The sequence below is a fragment of the Thermoproteus uzoniensis 768-20 genome, from assembly GCF_000193375.1.
In the GTDB taxonomy this organism is placed as follows: domain Archaea; phylum Thermoproteota; class Thermoprotei; order Thermoproteales; family Thermoproteaceae; genus Thermoproteus; species Thermoproteus uzoniensis_A.
Genome location: NC_015315.1, coordinates 1,403,548 through 1,423,054 on the forward strand (window position 1 = coordinate 1,403,548; position 19,507 = coordinate 1,423,054).

General features: G+C 58.7%; 28 protein-coding genes and 4 tRNA genes. 21 read left to right on the plus strand and 11 right to left on the minus strand.

Going from position 1 to position 19,507, the window contains the following annotated elements:
• Positions 1-10: 10 nt before the first annotated feature.
• The 4 genes from TUZN_RS07790 to TUZN_RS07805 are packed head-to-tail and all read left to right on the plus strand — an operon-like array spanning position 11 to position 2,309.
• The gene (locus TUZN_RS07790) at positions 11-349 is read left to right on the plus strand and encodes a hypothetical protein (protein ID WP_013680416.1); all 339 of its coding nucleotides are present in this window, start codon (positions 11-13) and stop codon (positions 347-349) included.
• On the plus strand, positions 346-1,020 hold the full coding sequence (locus TUZN_RS07795) for a nucleotidyltransferase family protein (RefSeq protein WP_013680417.1): 675 nt from the start codon (positions 346-348) through the stop codon (positions 1,018-1,020). The genes TUZN_RS07790 and TUZN_RS07795 overlap by 4 nt, the downstream gene beginning before the upstream one ends.
• A gap of 18 nt (positions 1,021-1,038) precedes the next feature.
• Positions 1,039-1,764: a hypothetical protein gene (locus tag TUZN_RS07800; protein WP_013680418.1), complete on the plus strand. Its 726-nt coding sequence runs from the start codon at positions 1,039-1,041 to the stop codon at positions 1,762-1,764.
• Entirely contained in the window at positions 1,761-2,309 is a 549-nt protein-coding gene (locus TUZN_RS07805; RefSeq protein WP_013680419.1) for a hypothetical protein, read from the plus strand. Before TUZN_RS07800 ends, TUZN_RS07805 begins: the two co-directional genes overlap by 4 nt.
• Here the strand turns inward: TUZN_RS07805 and ribH are convergent.
• On the minus strand, positions 2,299-2,751 hold the full coding sequence (gene ribH / locus TUZN_RS07810; RefSeq protein WP_013680420.1) for a 6,7-dimethyl-8-ribityllumazine synthase: 453 nt from the start codon (positions 2,749-2,751) through the stop codon (positions 2,299-2,301). The genes TUZN_RS07805 and ribH overlap by 11 nt on opposite strands.
• Before the next feature lie 123 nt (positions 2,752-2,874).
• On the opposite strand from ribH, the gene TUZN_RS07815 reads away from it, so the two are divergent.
• Entirely contained in the window at positions 2,875-3,066 is a 192-nt protein-coding gene (locus TUZN_RS07815; RefSeq protein ID WP_013680421.1) for a TrmB family transcriptional regulator, read from the plus strand.
• Between the two features lie 25 nt (positions 3,067-3,091).
• A complete protein-coding gene (locus TUZN_RS07820) occupies positions 3,092-3,868 on the plus strand; it encodes a polyprenyl synthetase family protein (RefSeq protein ID WP_013680422.1) in 777 nt (258 codons plus the stop codon).
• Between the two features lie 77 nt (positions 3,869-3,945).
• Here TUZN_RS07820 and TUZN_RS11295 read toward each other — a convergent pair whose 3' ends face one another.
• Complete coding sequence (locus tag TUZN_RS11295) at positions 3,946-4,164, minus strand: hypothetical protein (RefSeq protein WP_162467468.1); 219 nt, start codon at positions 4,162-4,164, stop codon at positions 3,946-3,948.
• 123 nt (positions 4,165-4,287) lie between these two features.
• Here TUZN_RS11295 and TUZN_RS07825 point away from each other — a divergent pair.
• Positions 4,288-4,391: transfer RNA gene (locus TUZN_RS07825), tRNA-Pro, on the plus strand.
• Between the two features lie 131 nt (positions 4,392-4,522).
• A tRNA-Arg gene (locus TUZN_RS07830) sits at positions 4,523-4,598 on the plus strand.
• Between the two features lie 818 nt (positions 4,599-5,416).
• Here TUZN_RS07830 and TUZN_RS07840 read toward each other — a convergent pair.
• Positions 5,417-5,529, minus strand: a tRNA-Pro gene (locus tag TUZN_RS07840).
• 271 nt (positions 5,530-5,800) lie between these two features.
• Between TUZN_RS07840 and TUZN_RS07845 the strand changes: the two genes are divergently transcribed.
• The 3 genes from TUZN_RS07845 to TUZN_RS07855 all read left to right on the plus strand — a co-directional run bounded on the left by TUZN_RS07845 (position 5,801) and on the right by TUZN_RS07855 (position 7,802).
• Positions 5,801-5,915: transfer RNA gene (locus tag TUZN_RS07845), tRNA-Thr, on the plus strand.
• 386 nt (positions 5,916-6,301) lie between these two features.
• Positions 6,302-7,246 (plus strand): Gfo/Idh/MocA family protein, encoded by a 945-nt coding sequence (locus TUZN_RS07850; RefSeq protein ID WP_013680425.1) that lies wholly within the window; start codon positions 6,302-6,304, stop codon positions 7,244-7,246.
• Positions 7,247-7,277: 31 nt separating this feature from the next.
• Positions 7,278-7,802 carry a hypothetical protein gene (locus TUZN_RS07855; RefSeq protein WP_013680426.1) on the plus strand — a complete coding sequence of 175 codons (525 nt, stop codon included), beginning with the start codon at positions 7,278-7,280 and terminating at the stop codon, positions 7,800-7,802.
• Here the strand turns inward: TUZN_RS07855 and TUZN_RS07860 are convergent, their stop codons facing one another.
• From TUZN_RS07860 to TUZN_RS07880, 5 genes are read right to left on the minus strand one after another with little or no spacing between them, the layout of a single operon-like run.
• Positions 7,803-8,261 carry a hypothetical protein gene (locus tag TUZN_RS07860; protein ID WP_013680427.1) on the minus strand — a complete coding sequence of 153 codons (459 nt, stop codon included), beginning with the start codon at positions 8,259-8,261 and terminating at the stop codon, positions 7,803-7,805.
• Positions 8,262-8,291: 30 nt separating this feature from the next.
• Positions 8,292-8,789 carry a hypothetical protein gene (locus tag TUZN_RS07865; RefSeq protein ID WP_013680428.1) on the minus strand — a complete coding sequence of 166 codons (498 nt, stop codon included), beginning with the start codon at positions 8,787-8,789 and terminating at the stop codon, positions 8,292-8,294.
• Complete coding sequence (locus TUZN_RS07870; protein ID WP_013680429.1) at positions 8,786-9,079, minus strand: DUF211 domain-containing protein; 294 nt, start codon at positions 9,077-9,079, stop codon at positions 8,786-8,788. Before TUZN_RS07870 ends, TUZN_RS07865 begins: the two co-directional genes overlap by 4 nt.
• A 3-nt stretch (positions 9,080-9,082) precedes the next feature.
• Positions 9,083-10,087 carry an RNA-guided pseudouridylation complex pseudouridine synthase subunit Cbf5 gene (locus tag TUZN_RS07875; protein ID WP_013680430.1) on the minus strand — a complete coding sequence of 335 codons (1,005 nt, stop codon included), beginning with the start codon at positions 10,085-10,087 and terminating at the stop codon, positions 9,083-9,085.
• A 1-nt stretch (position 10,088) separates the two neighbouring features.
• Positions 10,089-10,394: a 50S ribosomal protein L14e gene (locus tag TUZN_RS07880; RefSeq protein WP_013680431.1), complete on the minus strand. Its 306-nt coding sequence runs from the start codon at positions 10,392-10,394 to the stop codon at positions 10,089-10,091.
• A gap of 532 nt (positions 10,395-10,926) precedes the next feature.
• On the opposite strand from TUZN_RS07880, the gene TUZN_RS07885 reads away from it, so the two are divergent.
• The 7 genes from TUZN_RS07885 (at position 10,927) to TUZN_RS07915 (ending at position 16,264) form a co-directional block, all read left to right on the plus strand.
• A complete protein-coding gene (locus tag TUZN_RS07885) occupies positions 10,927-11,346 on the plus strand; it encodes a YkgJ family cysteine cluster protein (protein ID WP_013680432.1) in 420 nt (139 codons plus the stop codon).
• Positions 11,343-12,269, plus strand: coding sequence for an indolepyruvate ferredoxin oxidoreductase subunit alpha (locus TUZN_RS07890; protein ID WP_013680433.1), 927 nt, complete (start codon positions 11,343-11,345; stop codon positions 12,267-12,269). Before TUZN_RS07885 ends, TUZN_RS07890 begins: the two co-directional genes overlap by 4 nt.
• Positions 12,266-12,853 carry an endonuclease dU gene (locus tag TUZN_RS07895; protein ID WP_013680434.1) on the plus strand — a complete coding sequence of 196 codons (588 nt, stop codon included), beginning with the start codon at positions 12,266-12,268 and terminating at the stop codon, positions 12,851-12,853. Before TUZN_RS07890 ends, TUZN_RS07895 begins: the two co-directional genes overlap by 4 nt.
• A 190-nt stretch (positions 12,854-13,043) precedes the next feature.
• A complete protein-coding gene (cc1, locus tag TUZN_RS11365; protein ID WP_013680911.1) occupies positions 13,044-13,211 on the plus strand; it encodes a DNA-binding protein CC1 in 168 nt (55 codons plus the stop codon).
• 70 nt (positions 13,212-13,281) lie between these two features.
• Positions 13,282-13,959 (plus strand): 30S ribosomal protein S7, encoded by a 678-nt coding sequence (locus TUZN_RS07905; RefSeq protein ID WP_013680436.1) that lies wholly within the window; start codon positions 13,282-13,284, stop codon positions 13,957-13,959.
• Positions 13,960-14,015: 56 nt separating this feature from the next.
• On the plus strand, positions 14,016-14,996 hold the full coding sequence (locus tag TUZN_RS07910; protein ID WP_052886328.1) for a replication factor C small subunit: 981 nt from the start codon (positions 14,016-14,018) through the stop codon (positions 14,994-14,996).
• Entirely contained in the window at positions 14,996-16,264 is a 1,269-nt protein-coding gene (locus TUZN_RS07915; protein ID WP_013680438.1) for a replication factor C large subunit, read from the plus strand. The genes TUZN_RS07910 and TUZN_RS07915 overlap by 1 nt, the downstream gene beginning before the upstream one ends.
• Here the strand turns inward: TUZN_RS07915 and TUZN_RS07920 are convergent.
• Both TUZN_RS07920 and TUZN_RS07925 read right to left on the minus strand, forming a co-directional pair.
• The gene (locus TUZN_RS07920; RefSeq protein WP_013680439.1) at positions 16,250-16,510 is read right to left on the minus strand and encodes an ArsR/SmtB family transcription factor; all 261 of its coding nucleotides are present in this window, start codon (positions 16,508-16,510) and stop codon (positions 16,250-16,252) included. The genes TUZN_RS07915 and TUZN_RS07920 overlap by 15 nt on opposite strands.
• Positions 16,510-17,667, minus strand: coding sequence for an ORC1-type DNA replication protein (locus TUZN_RS07925; protein ID WP_013680440.1), 1,158 nt, complete (start codon positions 17,665-17,667; stop codon positions 16,510-16,512). Before TUZN_RS07925 ends, TUZN_RS07920 begins: the two co-directional genes overlap by 1 nt.
• 261 nt (positions 17,668-17,928) lie before the next feature.
• Here TUZN_RS07925 and TUZN_RS07930 point away from each other — a divergent pair, with 261 nt between their 5' ends.
• Genes TUZN_RS07930 through TUZN_RS07940 form a run of 3 tightly spaced genes read left to right on the plus strand, consistent with a single transcriptional unit; the run spans position 17,929 to position 19,198 of the window.
• Positions 17,929-18,366, plus strand: coding sequence for a hypothetical protein (locus TUZN_RS07930; protein ID WP_013680441.1), 438 nt, complete (start codon positions 17,929-17,931; stop codon positions 18,364-18,366).
• Entirely contained in the window at positions 18,363-18,716 is a 354-nt protein-coding gene (locus tag TUZN_RS07935; RefSeq protein WP_148678628.1) for an NfeD family protein, read from the plus strand. Before TUZN_RS07930 ends, TUZN_RS07935 begins: the two co-directional genes overlap by 4 nt.
• Complete coding sequence (locus tag TUZN_RS07940) at positions 18,701-19,198, plus strand: class I SAM-dependent methyltransferase (RefSeq protein ID WP_013680443.1); 498 nt, start codon at positions 18,701-18,703, stop codon at positions 19,196-19,198. Before TUZN_RS07935 ends, TUZN_RS07940 begins: the two co-directional genes overlap by 16 nt.
• On the opposite strand, the gene TUZN_RS07945 is transcribed toward TUZN_RS07940, so the two are convergent.
• On the minus strand, positions 19,185-19,478 hold the full coding sequence (locus TUZN_RS07945; RefSeq protein WP_013680444.1) for a DUF3195 domain-containing protein: 294 nt from the start codon (positions 19,476-19,478) through the stop codon (positions 19,185-19,187). The two genes, TUZN_RS07940 and TUZN_RS07945, sit on opposite strands and share 14 nt — an antisense overlap.
• Between the last annotated feature and the right edge of the window lie 29 nt (positions 19,479-19,507).

The following is a 19,507-nucleotide window of genomic DNA, read 5'->3' on the forward strand; positions in this document are numbered from 1 at the left end:
GCTATATACTGTGTCCGGCACGAGGGAACTATGTCTGGGGCCTAGATGCGCCTTCGGCCCCAACGGCTCCTCCCTCTTCAGATGCGGCAAGAAGGCGTTGAAGCCCATGATAAGGGGCAACAAAATAGTGTTCTGGTGCACTTGGCTCAACGACGAGTGTATAGGCGCGAGGTGCCAGTACGCCTACTGCGAGGCGCGCGCGTTGACGCCGGACGGGCTCTGCACCATAAAGACAAAGGGGGCCGAGGAGAAGCGGGCCGACTTAGTGGTCGAGGCCAAGAAGATGGACAAGGAGGTCAAGAAGATCGAGCAACATCTGAAGAAGTACGGGCTGAGGGACTACCTTTGAAGGCCTTCCTCCTAGCCGCCGGCCTGGGCACCAGGCTGAGGCCTTTGACGTACTTCGCGCCTAAGCCCCTCGTCGCGCTCGGCGGCAAGGCCATCATAGACTACGCGCTGGGGTGGCTGAGGGCGAACGGGGTGAGGGAGATATACGTGGTGGGCCACTACATGCAGGAGGTGTTGAGGTCCTACCTCCGCGAGCGGCACCCCGACGTGGTCTTCGTCCCGTCGAGGAGGCTGTTGGGGACCGCCGGGCAGCTCTACTACGCCAGGGACTACATGGACGACGGGCCCGCATTGGTCGCGCCGGGCGACGTCATCACGGATCTCGACGTTAGGGCCGCCGCCGAGTTCCACGCGAGGTCCTCCGTCGACCTCACGGTGGTGGGGCGCGAGGTCGAGACCGCTGTGAGGTTCGGCGTGTTGGAGACGGCGGAGGGGCGGCTGGCGGCGTGGAGGGAGAAGCCGAAGTTTAGACACGTCGTGTCGACGGGGATATACGTGGCCGAGGGCTCCGTGTTGCGCAAGCTCGAGGAGAGGTACCTCGACTTCGACGAGTTCGCCCGCTCCCTAATACCCCGCGTGGCCGTCTACGTGTCCAGGGCCGAGTTCGTCGACGTGGGCACCCTCCAGGACCTCGCCGAGGCTAAGAGGGCGCTGAGCGTAATAAATATATAACTCTATACAATAAGCGCCATGAGCGTTTGTCCTGCTCTTAGGAGAAGCGAGGGCGGCTTCGTCTGCGGCTATACCGGGAAGCCAGTGAACCCCTTCGACTGGTACTGTATAGGCAACTACGCCGAATGTCCCGTCTACGTTAGGTACAAGGCGCAACAGCCGGCCCAACAACAGGCACAGCCGCAAGAACAGGCGCAGGTGGTGCAGCTGGCCCAGGTAGCCGCCGTCGAGAGGGCCGAGGCCGACTTCGACAAGGCCATAAAGCCCGTCGTCGACAACGTCGTGATGAAGTACGACGAGCTTTTGAAGAAGCTCGACGAGTCTTGGCGCAACTACGAGTCCTCCGTCCTGAGCTATAAGAGGCAGTGGGAGGTCGAGAAGCTGGTCCTGCGGAGGTCCCTAGACCTCCTCAACGCGTCGATAGCCAACTACGAGAGGGCCTTGAAGGAGCTCGAGCTGAAGAGGGACCTAATACCTGAGGACCAGTACAACAAGACGAGGCAGGAGATAGAGGAGAAGCTGAACGGGCTGAAGGCCCTTCTGGAGGACGTGGAGAGGAGGTACAGCTCCATAGAGGAGGTCCTCGGGCAACACTTCAAACGCGTGTTGTCGACCTCGACAAACGCCGAGGTCATAAACCTCCGGGTCTCCCTCGGCAAGCTCGACGAGTTGCTTAAGGAGGGCAAAATATCCAAGGAGGCGTACGAGAGGCTTAAAAAAGAGCTGGAGGGGGTGTTGCCATGAGCGTCGACGTGGCCTACGTGGCGGTCGGCGAGCTGGATAAACTGCTCGCGCAGTACGAGGAGAAGCTGAGAGGCGTTGAGGACACCTGGAGGGCGTTCGTCGAGGCGTCGCAGGCGCTTAAGGGCTCTTGGGACAGCGACCTCGCCAGGGTCAAGATCAGGCTGGAGCAGATAGAGGGCGTCGTCGCGGAGCTGACGAGAGAGCTCGAGGTCTTGTCAGCTAAGCGCGAGCTGGGCCTGATATCGGAGGAGGACTTCGCCAAACTCGCCGAGGAGTCCAGGAAGAAGATAGCAGAGCTGGAGGAGAAGGCAAAGGCCCTTAGGGACAGGACCGACCAGATAGACGCGAGGATCAGATACGCCTGGGCCCGCTCTCTGACCAAGGACAAGCTGTCCAAAATAGATCTGGTCGCCCTCGAGAAGAAGGTGGAGGACGCCTACTCGGCCGGAGCTATAGGGGAGGACGTCTACGCCAAGCTCAAGCTGGAGATAGAGGTCATGAAAGCCGTCTGGGAGATGTTGAATATACTGGAGCCTACTCGATAAAGACAGTAGAGCCGGAGTATCTGGCCTCCCTCAACGCACGCCTCCTCCTCGCCATCTTCACAGCCGCCTCCACGGCCCTCCGCGCGTACTCCTCTACCCTCTCGAGGGCCTGCATTCTATTCGCGCCGGGCCCGATCACGCCGAGGGCAACCGGCTTCCCGCTGTCGACCGAGATGTCGAGTATCTTGCGCGCCGCTTGGTTCGCCACCAGCTCGTCGTGTTTCGTGGCGCCTTGTATGACCGCGCCCAGGACGGCCACCGCGTCGACCTCCTCCTTCTTCACCACGTCGGCCAGAAGGGCCGGCACGTCGAAGACGCCCGGCGCCTTGACCACGTAGGTCACCTCGGCCCCCAAGAACTTGGCGTGGTCTAGAGCCTTCTGCAACATGAGCTGGGTCACGTCGTAGTTGAACTCGGCCACCACTATCGCGAGCCTCACCATGTCCCGGCGAACGCCCCAGTTTTAATACAATTCGCCTGCCGCATTAGGCGAAAATATAAACCGGGAGGGGCCGGGATAAAAAGAGCCGCGGAAAAATATAAAAACTGGGAGCAGTGTATAAATATGCCGGAGGGCGTAAAGAATAAAGTATACCAATTCCTTGCGCAGAACCCCGGCAAGGAGTTCACGGCGGAGGAGGTGGCCAAGGCCATAGGGGTCGACAGAGTGGCCGTCGTGAAGGCCCAGTTGACTAGGCTGAAGAGGGAGGGCAAGGTCGAGGAGACCGTCGACCACAGATATAAACTTAAACAATAAAAAGGGAACTCCTTTTTATTTTCACGTGGAGATACCGCCCGAGGTCCTCGACGCTTTGGGCAGAGTGAGGGAGGATATGGGACGTATAGGCGAGTCGGTCCAGAACCCCTCTCTGAGGGCCGCGATAAGGTACTACATAGAGACGCCGGGCAAAATGATTAGGCCGCTCCTCCTACTGCTCTTCACCTACGTGCTGGATCCCGAAAGGCTGAAGGACGAGAGGATAATCAACGCCGCCGCGTTGCTGGAGGTCCTCCACATAGTGTCCCTTCTACAAGACGACGTAGTCGACAAGCACGACGCGAGGAGAGGCGTCGAGACGCCCCGCGCCATCTACGGCGACGGGATGGCCATAGTGGCCAGCGACTGGCTAATAGCAGAGGCCATAGAGAGGGCCGTGTCCATAAGCGCCGACGCGGTCAAATATCTCGCAGGCGTGGCCAAGAGGCTCGCGGAGGGGCAGGCCCTAGACATAGAGGGGCTGAGGAAGGAGGCCGCGGAGCTCAAGACGGCGCCGTTAATAGAGGCCGCCTTCGTGATGCCCACCATGATATTGAGCAGAAGAGACCTCCTCAGACCGGCGGCGGCTCTCGGGAGGCTCCTCGGAGTCCTATACCAGTACTCGGACGACATGGCAGACGAAGGGGCGAAGAGGGAGATGACGCCACTTGTCGATGAGATAAGAAGCTCCATGAAATCCCTAAGGAGGCTACTCGGGGAGAAGATAGTGCCGCTAGAGAGGTTCGTGGAGGCCGTGATAGCTAAAGCCCTAGAGGGCACCTTGACCACTGCCAAGCTATAACGGCCCGCGCCCAGTGGGGCTGGCGCCCCGAGGACGTCCTCGGAAATCCCCCGCTAATGCTCCACCTTCGCGACCCCTCAGCTCCCTCTCGCAGATAACTGCGCCAGCGATCCCTTCCCTCTGCCGCCAGATAGGCCCTTCACGGCCTGGAGCGCCCCGCTGGCGGCGCCTCCATACACCCCGCTCTTCAGAAAGTCTTCCGAGAGCTCGGCTTCGCATAGGGCCTCCTTCAGTATCTGCGGCACTTCTCCAGATCTCTTCAAGCCAGCTACGCCGCTACCAAGCCGGTCCAACATGACGCGTCCGTGCCGATCCGGCAGATCGGGCCGGCCGCGAGGCCGCGTCAGTAGCTCCGGCGCCGACTGAAGGCAAGCTGGCAGATGCGGGCAAACTTTTTAAGCCGAACCAAGATACGCTACCGGGCCGTAGTCTAGCCTGGTAGGACGCACGGCTCGGTACGGCGAGGCGCGGCCCAGCCGTGAGCAAGCCCGTGTGATCCCGGGTTCAAATCCCGGCGGCCCCATCCCTCTACTTCCTTAGACGTAGCCGCGATCGGCACGGCCTATTCCGTTGTTTGATACCGTATTGGCGATGAGGCGCCGGCTCGACGACGTTGTGAGCAAAGCTTAAAAATATAGGAGAAATAAGTAAAGAGGGCCCGTAGCGCAGCCTGGATCAGCGCGGCGGCCTGCGGAGCCGTAGGTCGCGGGTTCAAATCCCGCCGGGCCCGCTAGTTCTGCATGGCCGGATGCCCTACGCGAGGCTCTTTCGCCGAGGCAATGTACTCGGTCGCGGGGAGACGCCTTTCGTCGCCGAGCAGATCCCCCATCGGCCCGAAAGACAGGCAAGGCGGTTAGTGGCGTCGTAGGGGGCAGACATTTATCATTGTCGTAATGCCATTCGGCTCGTATCCCAAACCTCTACGTTGCCTTAACCGCAGGATCTGTACGGCTATCTATTAAGGCGCGACGTCGGACGCATCGGCGGAGGGGCGCGGCGTGTTCTACTGCGCCTCTAAGACGCTCCTTGAGAAGTCCCGCCTGCCTAGGGCTTGAAGTACGGCGTGAGGACTAAAGCCGCGGCCGTCATAATTACGGCGGCGGTGGCGAAGCCCCCTCCACCGAAAGCGAGACCAAGGGATACACCAGGAGGGCCCCGCCAGCCTGCCCGCCTCCACCATGAGGCCGTCGGTGGCGAATATGGCCATTAGATCGCCCCTCCATCTAATTATGCGAGGCGCGCCGCGGCCTCCACAACTCAGGCGGCGCGCGGCATCGTCCGCGGGCGTGCGGCCGGCCTCCGTAGGCACGCCGCCTGTTCTGGCATGTGCTATCCCCCATATGGGCCGGCTCTGCGATCTCTATAGACGCGTCCAACACGGCGGCCTCCCTCTCCGCGAGCCGCGGAACATCTTCCAGCCGAGAGCGTCAGCACTATATAACCCCGGCTCTGTCGGTTGCTGGGGGACCTGCTCGGCGGATCTCTCCCCCTTCATCTTCGTAGGGCCGGCTAGTTCTCGCGGTATGTATCGCCTTTACGATAAAACTATGGTGGGGCCGCCGGGATTTCTGGGCGGGATCTCCCTGAACCCGGGCTCACCGGCGCTCCGACGACGGGGCTCGGCCCCAGGCCGGCATCCTACCAAGCTAGACTACGGCCCCATAGCCTAGGACGAAAGCTCCGCTAAAAAAGCTTTACCCCAGCTCTCAGCCAGATCCTCCTCTGGCCCAGCCCGCCCACGGCACACCTCCCCGTATGCCTCGACAAACGCAGTCCGCCGGCCTCCTCGCTGGCGGGCGGTTTCGCGTCCGGAGAATACGCGGCGGCTCAAGCTTCGTATGCCCGGCTTCCTCCCCGCCCAGGCCGACCCGTTGCGTATGCCGTGTTGCGGGAGGCTAAAAAATTAATATTCGGCTATCTTATGCCGTTGGGGCCCCGGTAGCTCAGCCCGGTTGGAGCGCCCAGGAGCTAAGCTCCGCGTCTGCCTCGTAAGCGGGAGGTCCCGGGTTCGAAAGGGTCGTCCCCGAATGTCCCGGCCGGGGCTCCATCGCTCTGGCCTCGAATCTGGCGTCATTTGCCTATAGCTCTAGGCGCTGTCCCGGAGATACTGAGCTTGGCTACTGGCTGAGGAGTGCGCGCTGGGCTGTCCAGAGCTACTGACGCCCCTCACCTTGCCCCTCTCGAGGACGTAGAGACACCGCTGGAGCCGTCCCCGGTTGCCCCCGTGAGCTGGCTTTGGGTCAAGGCGCCGTGCATCCCAAGATAGCCAGGGGCCGCGCCCTCAGAGGACGGTCCTCTGCGTCAGCTCTTTTAGCCCTCGTCATGGGCGCGCCGAGGTTCCGACAAAAATCCTACATGGCGCCGGGAGGCCTCTCGCAGACTGCGGGCTCGGGCGGGGCAATCCATATATAGGTCGGCTCGGGGGCGCCTCATATGCTGAAAGTGGCCGTGATCGGCGTCGGGGGTTGGGGGAAGAATCACGTGAGGGTTTTCAAGTTGCTCTCGGCGGAGGGCCTAGTGGACGAGCTCTACGCCGTGGATATCGACGAGGGCAGGCTTAGGTGGGCCGAGAAGGTCTACGGGGCCAGGCCGTTGCGGTCTATAGACGAGGCGGTGAAGGCGGATGTGGACGCCGCGGTGGTCGCCACGCCGACTAAGATGCATAGGGATCACGCGTCCGTCCTCCTCTCGGCGGGCGTGTCCCTTTTAGTCGAGAAGCCATTCACGGAGAACTACCTGCAGGCGGTGGAGCTCCTCGACAGGGCGAGGGGGGTCGTCGTGACGACGGGCTACGTGCTCCGCTTCCACCCCGCCGTTAAGTATCTGAGAGATAGGCTGGGCGATCTGGGCCGCGTGGTGTCCATATACGGGAGGCGCACCTCGCCCAGGCCCCAACGGCCTGGAGACGTCGGCGTCATAAAGGACTTGACAATACACGACTTCGACCTCGCCCTCTACGCGATCGGCAGTAGGGCCTCCTCGGTGTCGGCCTACGGCCTCGTGGAGGACGGGCAGGTGATCCACGCGCAAGTATTTGCTAGGGGCGACAAGTTCTCGTCTTTTTACGAGTCGAGCTGGACCCCCTCCTACAAGTTCAGGAGGTTCGAGGTGGTGGGCACCGAGGGCACGGCCGTGATAGACTTCTCCACCGACGCGCTCACCTTCTTTGGGCGGGAAGGCGTCTGGAGCCCGAGGCTGTCGGGTGAGGAGCCCCTGCTGGCCCAAGACAGGGAGTTCTTGAAGGCCGTGGCGGGCCGCGGCGGCTATGTCGTCCCCGCCGAGGATATAGTCTACACCTTGAAGCTCTGCGACGCCGCCGAGGTCTCCATAAAGCGAGGCCGCGAAGTATACTTGGACGAGCTGGAGGGTCTTATCTAGAGCTCTAATTAACGTCTGGGCCCCACAGACCATGTTGGGGGAGGAACTGCCCCTGGAGGACTTGCCGCTCGGCTCGCGCGAGCTCGACCTTGCCATGTCCCACGTCCTGGCGGGGAGGCTCGTCTACGTGTCCGGGGGGCGGGGGAAGACTCCTCTGCTGAGGGCCCTCTCGCTCTCGTTGTACAAGGCGGGCTTCAATCCCCTCTACCTCAAGCTGGAGTGGGCGCGCTACGGCTGGGGCGCCGCTGAGTACGTCGAGAGGTACTACGAGCGCCACTTCAAGCTGGTGGGGTTCCCGGCGCCTAGGGACTACGACGTCGTCTTGATAGACGACGGGGAGCTCCTGGCGTACTACCCCAACCTCTACGCCAGGCTGTTGCGCGACGTGGAGGGCAAGGTGAGGGCCGTGGCGGCGCGCGCAGACTCGCTGGACGCCCTGGAGCGCGTGTTTGGGAGCGGCGTCGTGGTGGATCTCGGCGAGGGCTCGGGGAGCAGGCCCAAACTGCCTCTGGGCCTTACGTCCTTGGGGCGTAGGGTGGAGATAGAGATCATCTAGCTAGACGAAGGCGGCGTATCTGATCAACGCCGGGAGCGGGCTCCTCCTGACTATCACAATGTCCTTGTAGCTCTGTTTGTCGAACACGGCCACCCTCACGAGGTCCTTGATGCCGTTGACGTGTATGTTGACCACGTGGCCGCCCTCAACGTCCTCCACGTTTCCGTCTATTTGGTTCGACGCTAAGTCGGGGAGGAGAACCTTCTTGGACTCCTTGAACATATCGGCGTCCAGCCGGACGGCCCACATCTTCTCCACGACGACCCTCCCGTACTTCATGTCGGATATCATGTTCTCCAGCTTCCTGGCGTCGTAGTCCAGCACAGTCGAGAGGTAGAGGACCTCGTTTCTGGCGAAGAACTTGTGGGCGGGGACCTCGAAGGACACTATCTCCTTGCCCTCGACCACTTCTCTGAACATGCGGCTCATCCTTATGTACTCGATCGGTAGAGTCGACACGGCCTACCTATCGAGGAGGCTTTAAAAAGCTCATGCTGCTAGGGGGAACAACAAGCCGACGGCGAGGCCTACAGCCGCCGACGCTCCTATCATCACGAGCCACTCGCCGAACTCCTCCGGCGTCTTGGCCAAGCCTATCGACGCAGCCAGGACCAAGACGCCGAGGGCGTACAGCCCGAACACGGCCTTGATAGACGCCGGTATCAGCACCGAGGAGGCGCCGGCGAGAGACGAGGCGAACATGAACAAGGCCGAGCGCAACGAGCGGGCGAGGGCGCGTCTGTGCACCAAGCTCCTCAGAATCCTGCCCGTCGACCTCAACGATATCTTGTACTCTATATCCCTCAACGACGCCCTCTGGTGCGAGTACTCGGCGACGAAGCTAGTCAAGCCGTTTATCGTAGCCACGACGACCGCTATGGACGCGGCCTCCTGGAGGCCTATGGAGTGGCCGCGGATGAGGGCGCCGGACGTCAGCCCTATGGCGGTGATCATCCCGTCGAGGAGCCCCAGGACCGCGTACCTCATCTATCGCCTTCCTCCGTCGTGCGGGGGATGTACTCGCCCACGACGACCTCGTCCAGGGAGTGCACGACGCCGCCGACCTTCTCTATGGCCTCTTGCACCTCCCTCACGTCTATGCCCTCGCCCTCCACGATTATCATCAAGCCCAGCACGTCGACGTCCACGTCGTCCACCGTGACTCTGACGGCCTTGACGCCGCGCGCCTCGTACAGCGACTTGGCCACATCCACTATAGAGATGTCCTTTGTGGGTATAGCGGCGTCGATGACTATGCGCCTGACAGGCAAATCCACGGCCTATCCAGTTTTTTCATTTAAACGTTTTTTCTCCCTCCACGTGGCGGGGTACGTGCCGGGCTTCATGAGGACTCTGTCGGTCCTCGCGACGAGCCCTCTCTCCATGTTCTTGAGATCGTCGCTGGACACCAGCGCTCTGCCCACGCCGACGAGCTCGCCTTTAAGGGTGAAGTAGGCCACCAGATCGCCCTTGTTGAAGGGCGTCTCGAACTTGACCACCCCGGGCGCCGCGAGGGGGGCCCCGTGGCATATGGCGTCGACGGCCCCGTCCTTGATCCAGATCTTGGCCAAACCTCTGGCTATCTCCTCGATGGGCTTGAGGACCTGCCTCAAGGCGGTGTCGTCGCCGTAGTTCCTCCAGACGTAAACCGCGTCGGCCACGTCTTGTAGCGTCACGGCCTCCCTCTCGTCGAAGCACGCGACGGCTACTCTTCTCAGCTCCCTCATGTTGGCGCTCACGCCGAGCACCTCGCCGATGTCGTGTATCAACTTCCTGGCGTAGGTGCCGGCCTCCACGTGCATCCTCAACACGGCGTACCTCCCGTCCAGCTCCAGAAGCTCGAGCGAGTACACGCGCCTCGTGCGCAGTTGTCTCTTCACGGCGGATCTCAGAGGAGGCCTCTGGTAGATCTCGCCGGTGAAGCGCGCCAGGACTGACTTGAGCCTCTCCTCGTCCACATCGCCGTGGAATTTGGCCACCGCCACGTAGACCTTGTCGGCTCTCGACAGCGCCATCAAGACCTTGGTCCCCTCGGCCACGGCCACCGGCAATACGCCGGAGACATTGGGGTCGAGAGTGCCCGAGTGCCCCGCGACATCTACGCCGAGTATTTTCTTGAGCCAGGCGACGGCCTCGTGGCTCGAGGGCCCGCGCGGCTTGTCCAAAATCACTAGGGAGTATCTTATGTGCTCCTCGACGGGCCTATCTCCGGGGCTTTTCCCCCACCGGGGGTCGGTCTGCTCGTTAGGCGCCTTTATGTAGATATCTCTAGAACAAAGAGACACATCAAAGCTCCGACACCACGCCTTCGAACTTCGGCTTGACCCGCTCCTTCATATACTGGGCCAAGCCCGCGGCCTCCACCGCCTTGAGGACCTCTTCGTCGCTGGCCCCGCGCTTTATATCGATCTTCTTGTCGGTGGGCTCTATGTGGTTGACGTTGACCCTCCTCCTCTTAACCCCTGTGAGGCTTTTCGGGCCCGTTATGACGACGTAGTTGTCGTCCACGATATCCACGACGACAGCCTTCCTGCCCGCCTCCCTTCCCAAGACCTTGACCACAACTCTCCCAATTTCGATTACCTTAGGCATGTGAGATTCCCTCATAAGACCTATTTTTAAATTTACGGACCGAGCTTAGGTTGAAGCCGGCGCGAAGCCAGCCTCGACGCCTCGTGCTCGGATCCCGCGGTATATAACATGTATCGGAAAAGGGGCGAAAGGAAAAAAGGAAGGCTCATTTAGGTTGTAACAGGGCTTACTTCTTCTGTTGCTGTTGCTCCTTCTTCTCCTCTTTCTTCTTCGGCATGGCGGTTCGTATTTTCTTAGATTTAAAGTTTTCTCTAAATAATTAGAAAGGCTATTTTATGTAAGTAGCGAGAGATTGCAAATCTAAAAACTTGATTATTATGCTCTAAGAAATTAAAGGGATCATGGCGTATGCAAATAAGATCTTGATATTGGCTTATTTACTTGTATAAATATTCTATTTGTTAAAGATCTATAATCAGTTCGTCGTAACGCCGCATCTCTGCCTATTCTTTTGCTTATAAGACAAGAGGGTTCTAAAAATTGATACCTAGATTCTGGGAGTTAATATTTAAACACAGTCGGGGGCCTCCAAGTGCCTTTCGAGTGTCCGATAGGCTGTCCGGCCGACTGTTGCTATTTCGACTCCGAGGAGCAGATGCCCACTGTCTTTCACGAGGAGGTGTTGAGGCTAAAGGAGGAGGCGTCGCGAAGAGGCGTCGAGCTATCGTTTAGAGAGCTGGGCGAGTTCAACGGCGTGAAGATATATAGATGGATCGTGAGGGGGTGGTGTCCGTTTTTCGACAAAAAATCCAGAAAATGTACTATACATGATAAGAAGCCTTTAGCATGTAAAATGTTTCCATTAATATTGGATTTAAATACAGGCAATATATATCTTTCCGAAAATTGTATATGGGTTAAACAAAACGGGCCTCGGCCTCTCGACGACTTTCCCCACGAGAAGAACGCGCTCATGAAAGTCGTCGTCCGGCTGAAGCTGGCTAGACCATGATAGAGTTCGTAGTCAGGGGGGAGGAGCTCGGCGACCTAACGGCCCTCGGGATCTCGTACGGCCTCTCCATAACTTTCAGGAGGGCTCTCGCCGTAGGCCGCTTCGATAAGGAGTGGATAGCCGCCATATTGGAGACCGGAGTCTGGGGGGCATTGCTCCTATCGCCCTGCCCCGACGGGTTGCCTTGTTTCCGGGATCTCGAAGAGGCGGTGAGGTTCTCCGAGTTGAGGCAGATACCGGTGGGCTACGACGGCGAGGAGCCCGCGGCGGCGCCCTACAGAGTCTCCACATTCAACAAGAACTATCTGAAGCCCAGACGCTGGATCCGTTGCAGGGAGATCTCCAGAGACAAGGCGTACCTCCCGCTGTTCGCCTGCCTATACAACCTCCTCAAGTTGCGCGTCGATGTGCCCATTGTGGTGTCGGACATATGCCTAGAGTTCGGCGACGCCGAGAGGCCCGACTTCCAAGTGCTCCCGACCTACATATCGCCGCGGACTCTGGCCGACGTGGTAGACGTGTCGGTCCAGCCTATACCGTCCTCGGCCATAGCTAGGGGAATCCTGTTGGGGGGATATAAGGCGGGCCCGGTCGTGGCCATATCTAGAGGCGCTGACGGCGCCGCGGTCGAGCTCGGGGGCTATCTGGTCGACCTAGACGCGTCCGGGAACCCCTGCGAGCTTTTCTCTAGGGGTGTTGTGGGGTATTCCCCGTCCCTATTTTCGGGAAGATACGTAGTGGATCCCGACCTCTGCGATAGATGCGGCGACTGTTTTATCACTAACTGCGACGCGTTGAGGCAGGGCGAACGCGGAGTGCCCGAGCTATTGAGCTCCTGCGTGGGCTGCGGCGCGTGCGCCTTGATGTGCACCAGGGGGGCTATAAGGAGGGAGGGGGACTTCCTCAAGGTGTTCCTGAGATGAGCTGGCTCCAGAAAAACTTCAGGGTTATAGGCATAGCCGAGAGCTTCAGGCTTGGGGAGGGCCGCTCGATTTACGCCGGAGTCCTCATGCGTAGGGACGGCTACATAGAGGCGGTGGCCTACGGCGAGGCCACGCTGGGGGGCGTCGACGGGACCGCCGCGGCTCTGACCGTGGTGGAGAGGCTTAGGAGGCCGGACATACATATGGTCATGTTAGACGGATGTATAGTCTCTTTCTATAACTGGATAGACGGCGAGGCGATATGGATGAATACCGGCCTCCCCACGGCGTGTTATGTATTCGAGAAGCCTGAAGGCGACGTCGAGGCGGCCGTCAAGAAGCTCTTCCCCGACGGGCCCTCTAGGTGGGAGCGCATATCGAGGCTCGGCCGGCCTGTGGAATTCGCCTATCCCGACGGGGGGCGGCTCTACGTGAGGTCGTGGGGGCTCCCGCCCGGCGACGCCTACCGCGCAGCCCTTTTGACGAGGAGGTACGGCAAGAGGCCTGAGCCGCTGAGGGTGGCCAGGCTTTTGGCCAGCGCGATGAGAGAAACGTTAAGAAGAAAGGGGCTTACAGCCGTCTAGTAGAACAGCCATATTATTGAAAATCTTGTTGAGGTTTTCGCTTTTCTGTACTTCCTCGATCATATTGTATAAAATTGTTAAAGAAAAAACCGTATTTTCTCTTTTTATATAATATCCATCTTATATGGTATATAATATCCAGCATTCTATTTTGCACGAAAAGTTTATAAATATCTATTTTTGTAATGCCATGCCGCAGAAGCTGAAGTTCTACGATATTAAGGCGAAGCAGGCGTTTGAGACTGATAAGTACGAAACTGTGGAGAAGAACACAGCCAGAGGCCCCATGATATTCGCAGTAGCCACATCGCCCTACACCGGCATAAAAGTCTGGCGCCTCATCGGCAAGAAGAAATAACAAGCCAAAAACCCCCAATTTTTCCCGTTCCTTCCTTTAAGGTTTAAATATAGCCACAATCTCCGTCCCAATGTCTTCGCCGTCTATATTCGGCGAGCAGTTGCCTAAGGGGGCTAAGGTGGAGTACGTCGAGGATGTCCCTATAGTGGAGGAATGCCCCCGCGATATAAGGACCTACAACGACGGCCAGATCTTGCTCTTCGGCAAATGGCCCTACGATGACGTCGTTGTGAGGGATCCGGGCTTGAGGAGGTACATATGCCTAAAGCCTGTGTATCTGCCGCACACGGAGGGGCGATTCCAGAATAGGCGTTTTGGGAAGACCCAGATCCCCATCGTCGAGAGGCTCATAAACCTCATGATGAGGCCGGGGCGAAACGCCGGCAAGAAACACAAGGCGTATAATATAGTCAAGAGGGCGTTCGAGATAATACACTACAAAACAGGCAAGAACCCGCTCCAAGTATACATAGACGCTATAATAAACGCGGCCCCGCGCGAGGAGATCACGCGTATAATAATGGGCGGCATCGCCTACTCGGTCTCGGTGGACGTATCCCCGCAACGCAGACTTGATTTGGCCATACACTGGATGGCCGAAGGCTCGCGTGCCTGTTCGTTCAACAACGCCAGGCCTATAGAGGAGTGCCTAGCCGACGAGATAATAGCGGCGGCCTCGAACGATCCCAGAAGCTTCGCGATTAGGCGCAAGGACGAGCTGGAGCGTCTGGCGGCGGCCTCCAGATAATACCGCACGCCGGAGATCTCGATTTATTAATAGACTTCCTATGAGATTACATGTCGCTGGGCGAGCTCTTCTGGTTTGAGAAGTACCGTCCTCGTTCTTTCGAGGAGGTTGTGGATTTGGAGGAGGTTAAGGCTAGGCTTAAGGAATTTGTCAAGGCGGGCAATATGCCGCATCTCCTCTTCTACGGGCCTCCGGGCACTGGCAAGACGACGATGGCCTTAGTCCTCGCAAGAGAGCTGTACGGAGACGCTTGGCGGGAGAACACGCTGGAGCTAAACGCCTCGGACGAGAGAGGGATAAACGTAATTAGGGAGAGAGTGAAGGAATTCGCCAGAACAGCCCCCGTGGGCAAAGCCCCCTTCAAGCTCGTGATACTAGACGAAGCCGACAACATGACATCGGACGCACAACAAGCCCTCAGGAGAATAATGGAGATGTACGCAAACACCACAAGATTCATACTACTAGCAAACTACGTGTCGAGAATTATAGACCCGATAATTTCGAGATGCGCCGTCTTTAGATTCCCCCCTATGCCCAAGGAATTGATGGCCAAGAGGCTCGCATATATAGCCAAGCAGGAGGGCATCACGGTCACCGAGGACGGGATAGACGCCATATACGAGATCTCTCAGGGCGACATGAGGAGGGCCATAAACCTCCTCCAGATGGCCGCGGCTGCAAGCCGATCTGTCGACAAGGAGAGCGTAGCCGCTGTGGCTTCTGCGGCCCGCCCAAGCGAGATCCTCGACGTCTTCAACACGGCCCTCTCGGGCGATGTGGAGAAGGCCAGGGAGAAGTTGCGGGACTTGATGTACATGAAGGGCATCGCCGGAGTCGATTTCTTAAGAGCACTGCAGAGGGAGTTGCCGCGGATTCAGCTGGACGACGAGACCAAGGTCGCCGTGGCGGAGCTGTTATCCGACGTGGACTACAGGCTGGCCGAGGGCTCCGACGAGGAGCTACAACTAACATACATGCTAGTCAAGCTAGCCGCCATAGGCTCTAAGGGCAAGGCTACGGCGAAGAAGCGGTAATGTTGCCTTGGGTCGAGAAGTACCGCCCGCGCACGTTCAAGGAAGTCGTAGATCAGGAGGAGGCGAAATACGCCCTCGCCTCGTGGGTATGCGCGAGGTTTAGGGCCCCGGAACAGTTCTGCAAGGCCTGGGCCAAGAACAAGGACAAGAAGATATCCGAGGCCAAGGCCGTTCTGTTGGCCGGGCCGCCCGGCATAGGGAAGACCACGCTGGTCCACGCCCTGGCCAACGAAATAAACTACGAGCTGGTGGAGCTCAACGCGAGCGATGTCAGGACCGCCGAGAGGATAAGGGAGGTGGTGGGCCGGGGGCTCAGGGAGGGTTCCTTGTTCGGGTACGCCGGGAGGCTCATCCTCTTCGACGAGGTGGACGGGCTCAACCCCAAGGAGGACTTAGGCGGGCTCAACTCCATAATAGACTTGATAGAGACGGCGAGGGTGCCCATAGTGATGACCGCCAACAACCCGTGGGACCAAAGGCTTCGGCCGCTTAGGGACGTAAGCCTTGTGGTGAGCCTGAGGAGGCTCGCCGAGGACGACGTAGTCGAGGTGTTGAGGAGGATATGCGATTCGGAGAAAATAAAGTGCGAGGAGGACGCCCTACGCGCGCTGGCCCGCTCGTCTGACGGCGACCTCAGAGCGGCAATAAACGACCTCCAGCTCTTCGCCGGCGGTAAGAAGACGCTGACCGTCGACGACATAAAGAGAGTCGGCGAGAGGAACCCACAGCTCTCTATGTTCGAGGTCCTCGACAGGGTTTTCAGAGCCAATTGGTTCGACGACGCGAGAGCCATATCCTTCATGCCGTCCTTCGACTGGGAGCAGTTCTTCGCCTGGGCCTCGGAGAACGTCCCCCGGGTCTACAAGGACCCCTCGGCGGCCGCCGCGGCCATGGACAGGCTGAGCAAGGCCGACATAATATTGGCCAGGATCAGGAAGACCGGCGAGTGGGAGCTCATGCCGTACATGACGGAGATTATGCTGGCGGGCATAGCGCTCGTCCCGGGGAAGCCGAGGCTACCTAGATTCTTCAAGTACCAATTCCCCCAGCGCATCTTGATGCTGGCCCGCTCCAAGGAGGCCCGGAGGAGGCGGGAGCTGGTCGTCCAGTACCTGTCGCAGGAGCTCCACCTATCCGCTAGCTACGTCTCATCGGAGTTGCTTAACGTCCTATCTTTTCTATCTAAGAAGAATGAGAAAATCCTAGAAAATATAAGTAGACACCTATCTATATCGACGACAGATATAAAAACTCTACTCAGTAGCTAGCTCCGCGAGTATCTTGGCCAGTTGCAGGATCTTGGGCTCCTTCCTTAGGGAGACCAGCCGTATGCGACCTATCCTGTGCTCCTCCACTATGCCCGCCTCCTTCAAGACCTTCAAGTGCTCCTCCAGCAAGCTGTAGTTTATGCCGAGCCTCCTGGCCAAATCGGTCGTGTTTATCTCGGATAAGTTGTACAGCTCTCGGATTATCCTCACGCGCGATTTGGCGCCCAGCACAAAGTCTATGTCCATCACCGTAGCTCCTCGATCGCCATAGACGTTATGGCTTTCTCCAGCGCGTCTAGCGGCTCAGTGCCTATCGAGATGAGCGTAGTCCTGCCGCGCAGTCCCTCACCCTTTTTGTTGAGCCGAGTCTCGACTATGCCCTTGTTCCTGAGCTCCCCTAGATAGGCCCAGAGCTGGCTGTGCGTCCTCGGCTTCTGCCCGAACTCCTCGCACACCACCTTGTACATCTCTTCCACCTCGCCGAACGTGACGTAGGGCTTTCCGCCCCTCAACGCCCTCACTATGGCCAACAACAACAACTTCGCGTGTAGCGGAAGGCCCTTCAAGATATCCGACGAGATCCCCACCAGCACCTCCTTGCTGGCCCGCCTGACGTGTTCAGGCGTAATTCTGCTCACGCCGTCGCTCTCGGCGTTGTTGGCGGCCCTGTAGAGTATGTCGAGCGCCACCCTGGCGTCGCCCTTGTTCTCGGCCCCCTCCTCGGCGCCAGTGATGTCAGCTATCATGTCCAGGATATCCTCGTCGTAGGATCCCGGCGCCAGCGCTATCTCAGCCCTCTGCCTCAATATGTCGAAGATCTGATCTCTGGTGTAGGGCGGGAACCTCACTATGGGCTTGCCCAAGATCCCGCGGGTGGAGGGATCCAGCGCGTCTATGAAGTCGGGCGTGTGGCTGACCAAGATAAGCCCGAATCTGTGGGTGCCCAGCTTGTCCGTCTCGAGGCCCATCCTGATAAAGATCGAGATGGCGTCGGGCGCCAGATTAAACACGTCGTCGAGGGCCACTATGGCGAAGAGGTCCTTGTCCCTCATCTGCTCCAAAAACACGTTGACGAGCTCGTCCCTGCTGAGACCCCTCTTGGGCACCACTATTCCTAGCTGTTGCGCCAAGCTGCTCACTATGGCGGTGAAGGTTCTGTTGATGAAGCAGGAGACGTAGGCGAACTTGACCGGCGGCTTCACTGAGCCTCCGAAGGATCTCAGAGTGACGGTCTTGCCGCTCCCCTGTCTGCCCACCAGAACCGCTCTGGGATAGAACGAGCCCGGGCTATCGAGGAAACTGCGCATATATGCGGATAGTTGTTTCAACTGCTCCTCTCTGTGCGGAAGCGCCGGCGGTATGAAATCGGGGCTGAACGCGTCGCCCCTGACTATGATCCTCATTAATCTGAGCTACTTCCGGGATTAATAAAAATTTCAGACAACTACTCTCTTAATAAAACTACTAAACTAAAAGTTTTTGTGACCTCCTATCTTGCGCCCCAGAGACGGTTTTATTGCGCCAACTGCGTGTTGAGCCCCAGGAACCCGCGCGCCTCTAGAGGCGGGTTGCGAGGCGTCGCGGCGGTCGAGCGGAGAAGGTATTTATAGAGCTGAGTGTTGGCCGGGCCGTGAATATGAGGTCGGAGTACCCGACGAAGGCATATGGCCGCCGCTAAGTATGGCACGATCTGCGGCCCCGACGCTTGCTTCGCCTCACTCCTTTTTAGGTCGGACAAGCCGTTGGACAGAGATACGCTCGCCTCGATCGGACGCCGCGCGTTGGTCGTCGCCGTGAGGCCCGACGCCGTCAAGGACTGGAGGTACCTACTTCAGGCGATGGCCTACGCGTACGCCTATAAAAGGCCGGCGCGGGACTGGCGCATATCGGCCCTAATGTACCTAACAGCCAGCGATAGTATAGGCGACGCGCTCGCCGCGGCATCGCCTATAGGGAGCAAGGAGTACGTCGTTGCCGTATACGGAGAGCCTGGCGAGGTGGCGGAGGAGCTGGCCGAGTTGCCACAAGGAGAGCCTTTCTACCCCGAGGGCGACTACGATCCCTGGCTCATAACGCGCTACGCCTTGAAGAGACTGACATGATACACTCCACAATCCTACTACTAGTGCTGGCGATCTTGCTGGTCGTGCTCGGCATTTTCGGAGTTATACCGTCGGCGCTGGCCGCGGCTCTCGCCTCTATATTCATAGCGATATACCTCTGGGCCCTATATACGAGGATAAAGTTTAAGCCGCCTCCGCCTAAGCCGCCCGTGCCCCTTAATGAAAAGGCGACGGTCGTGGAGGGGCTTAAGCCAGAGGGCGTGGTCAAAGTCGGGGGAGTATACTGGAGGGCTCTATGCGACGGTTGCGAGGCCAAGGCAGGCGAGGCCGTCGTCGTGGTCGGCTATAGGGACGGAGTCCTGGTCGTGAGGAGGTGTTCTACGCAATAGCGTTAGCCATAGCGCTCGTGATATCGCTCCACATGTTGTGGCCCCATCTAGCCGGCAGAGGGGCCGGCTACGGCACGTCCAGCCTGAAGGCGGCCAAGAAGTCGCTGGAGCTCGTCGACGTTAAGGGCAAGCGGTTCTACGAGCTCGGTTGCGGATACGGGGCCGTGTTAGTGCTCGCGTCTAGGGCTGGGGCCGAGGTGGTGGGAGTCGAGATAGATCCGATCAGAGCGTTGATATGTAAGCTCAGATGCCCGAGATGCCGCATCATGTGGGGCGACATGTTTAAGATACCGCTGGGAGACGCCGACGTCGTGTATATATTCCAATGGCCTTCCGTAAACGAGAGGCTCGCGGCCAAGTTCAACAAAGAGCTTAGAAAAGACGCCTTGGTAATCTCCTACTACTGGGAGGTTCCAGATATGGAGCTTGTGGCTAAGGACGACGAAAACAAAATATACATATATAGACCTAAAACTTTATAAATATATACTTGCCGACCCTCCTCGCCCTGGAATAGCCCTGGGAAGGCGCCGAGTCCGAAACCCCGTCGTAGAGCTCCACCCGTTTTATCATCGCCTTGAAATACTTCATGGATAGGCATCTATCCAGCACGGACTTGTCGCTGAACTTGGCGTAGAACACCCCAGGGCTTATGGGCTCGCAGACGACGGCCGTATCCCCCTGCCCGTACAGACAGTCGCAAAGATCCCGCGCGATCGCGGCCTCCTTCCCGCCTATAGTGGTGGCCAAGATCACGGCCACGATAGCTTTAAATTCACGGGTTTTTAGCG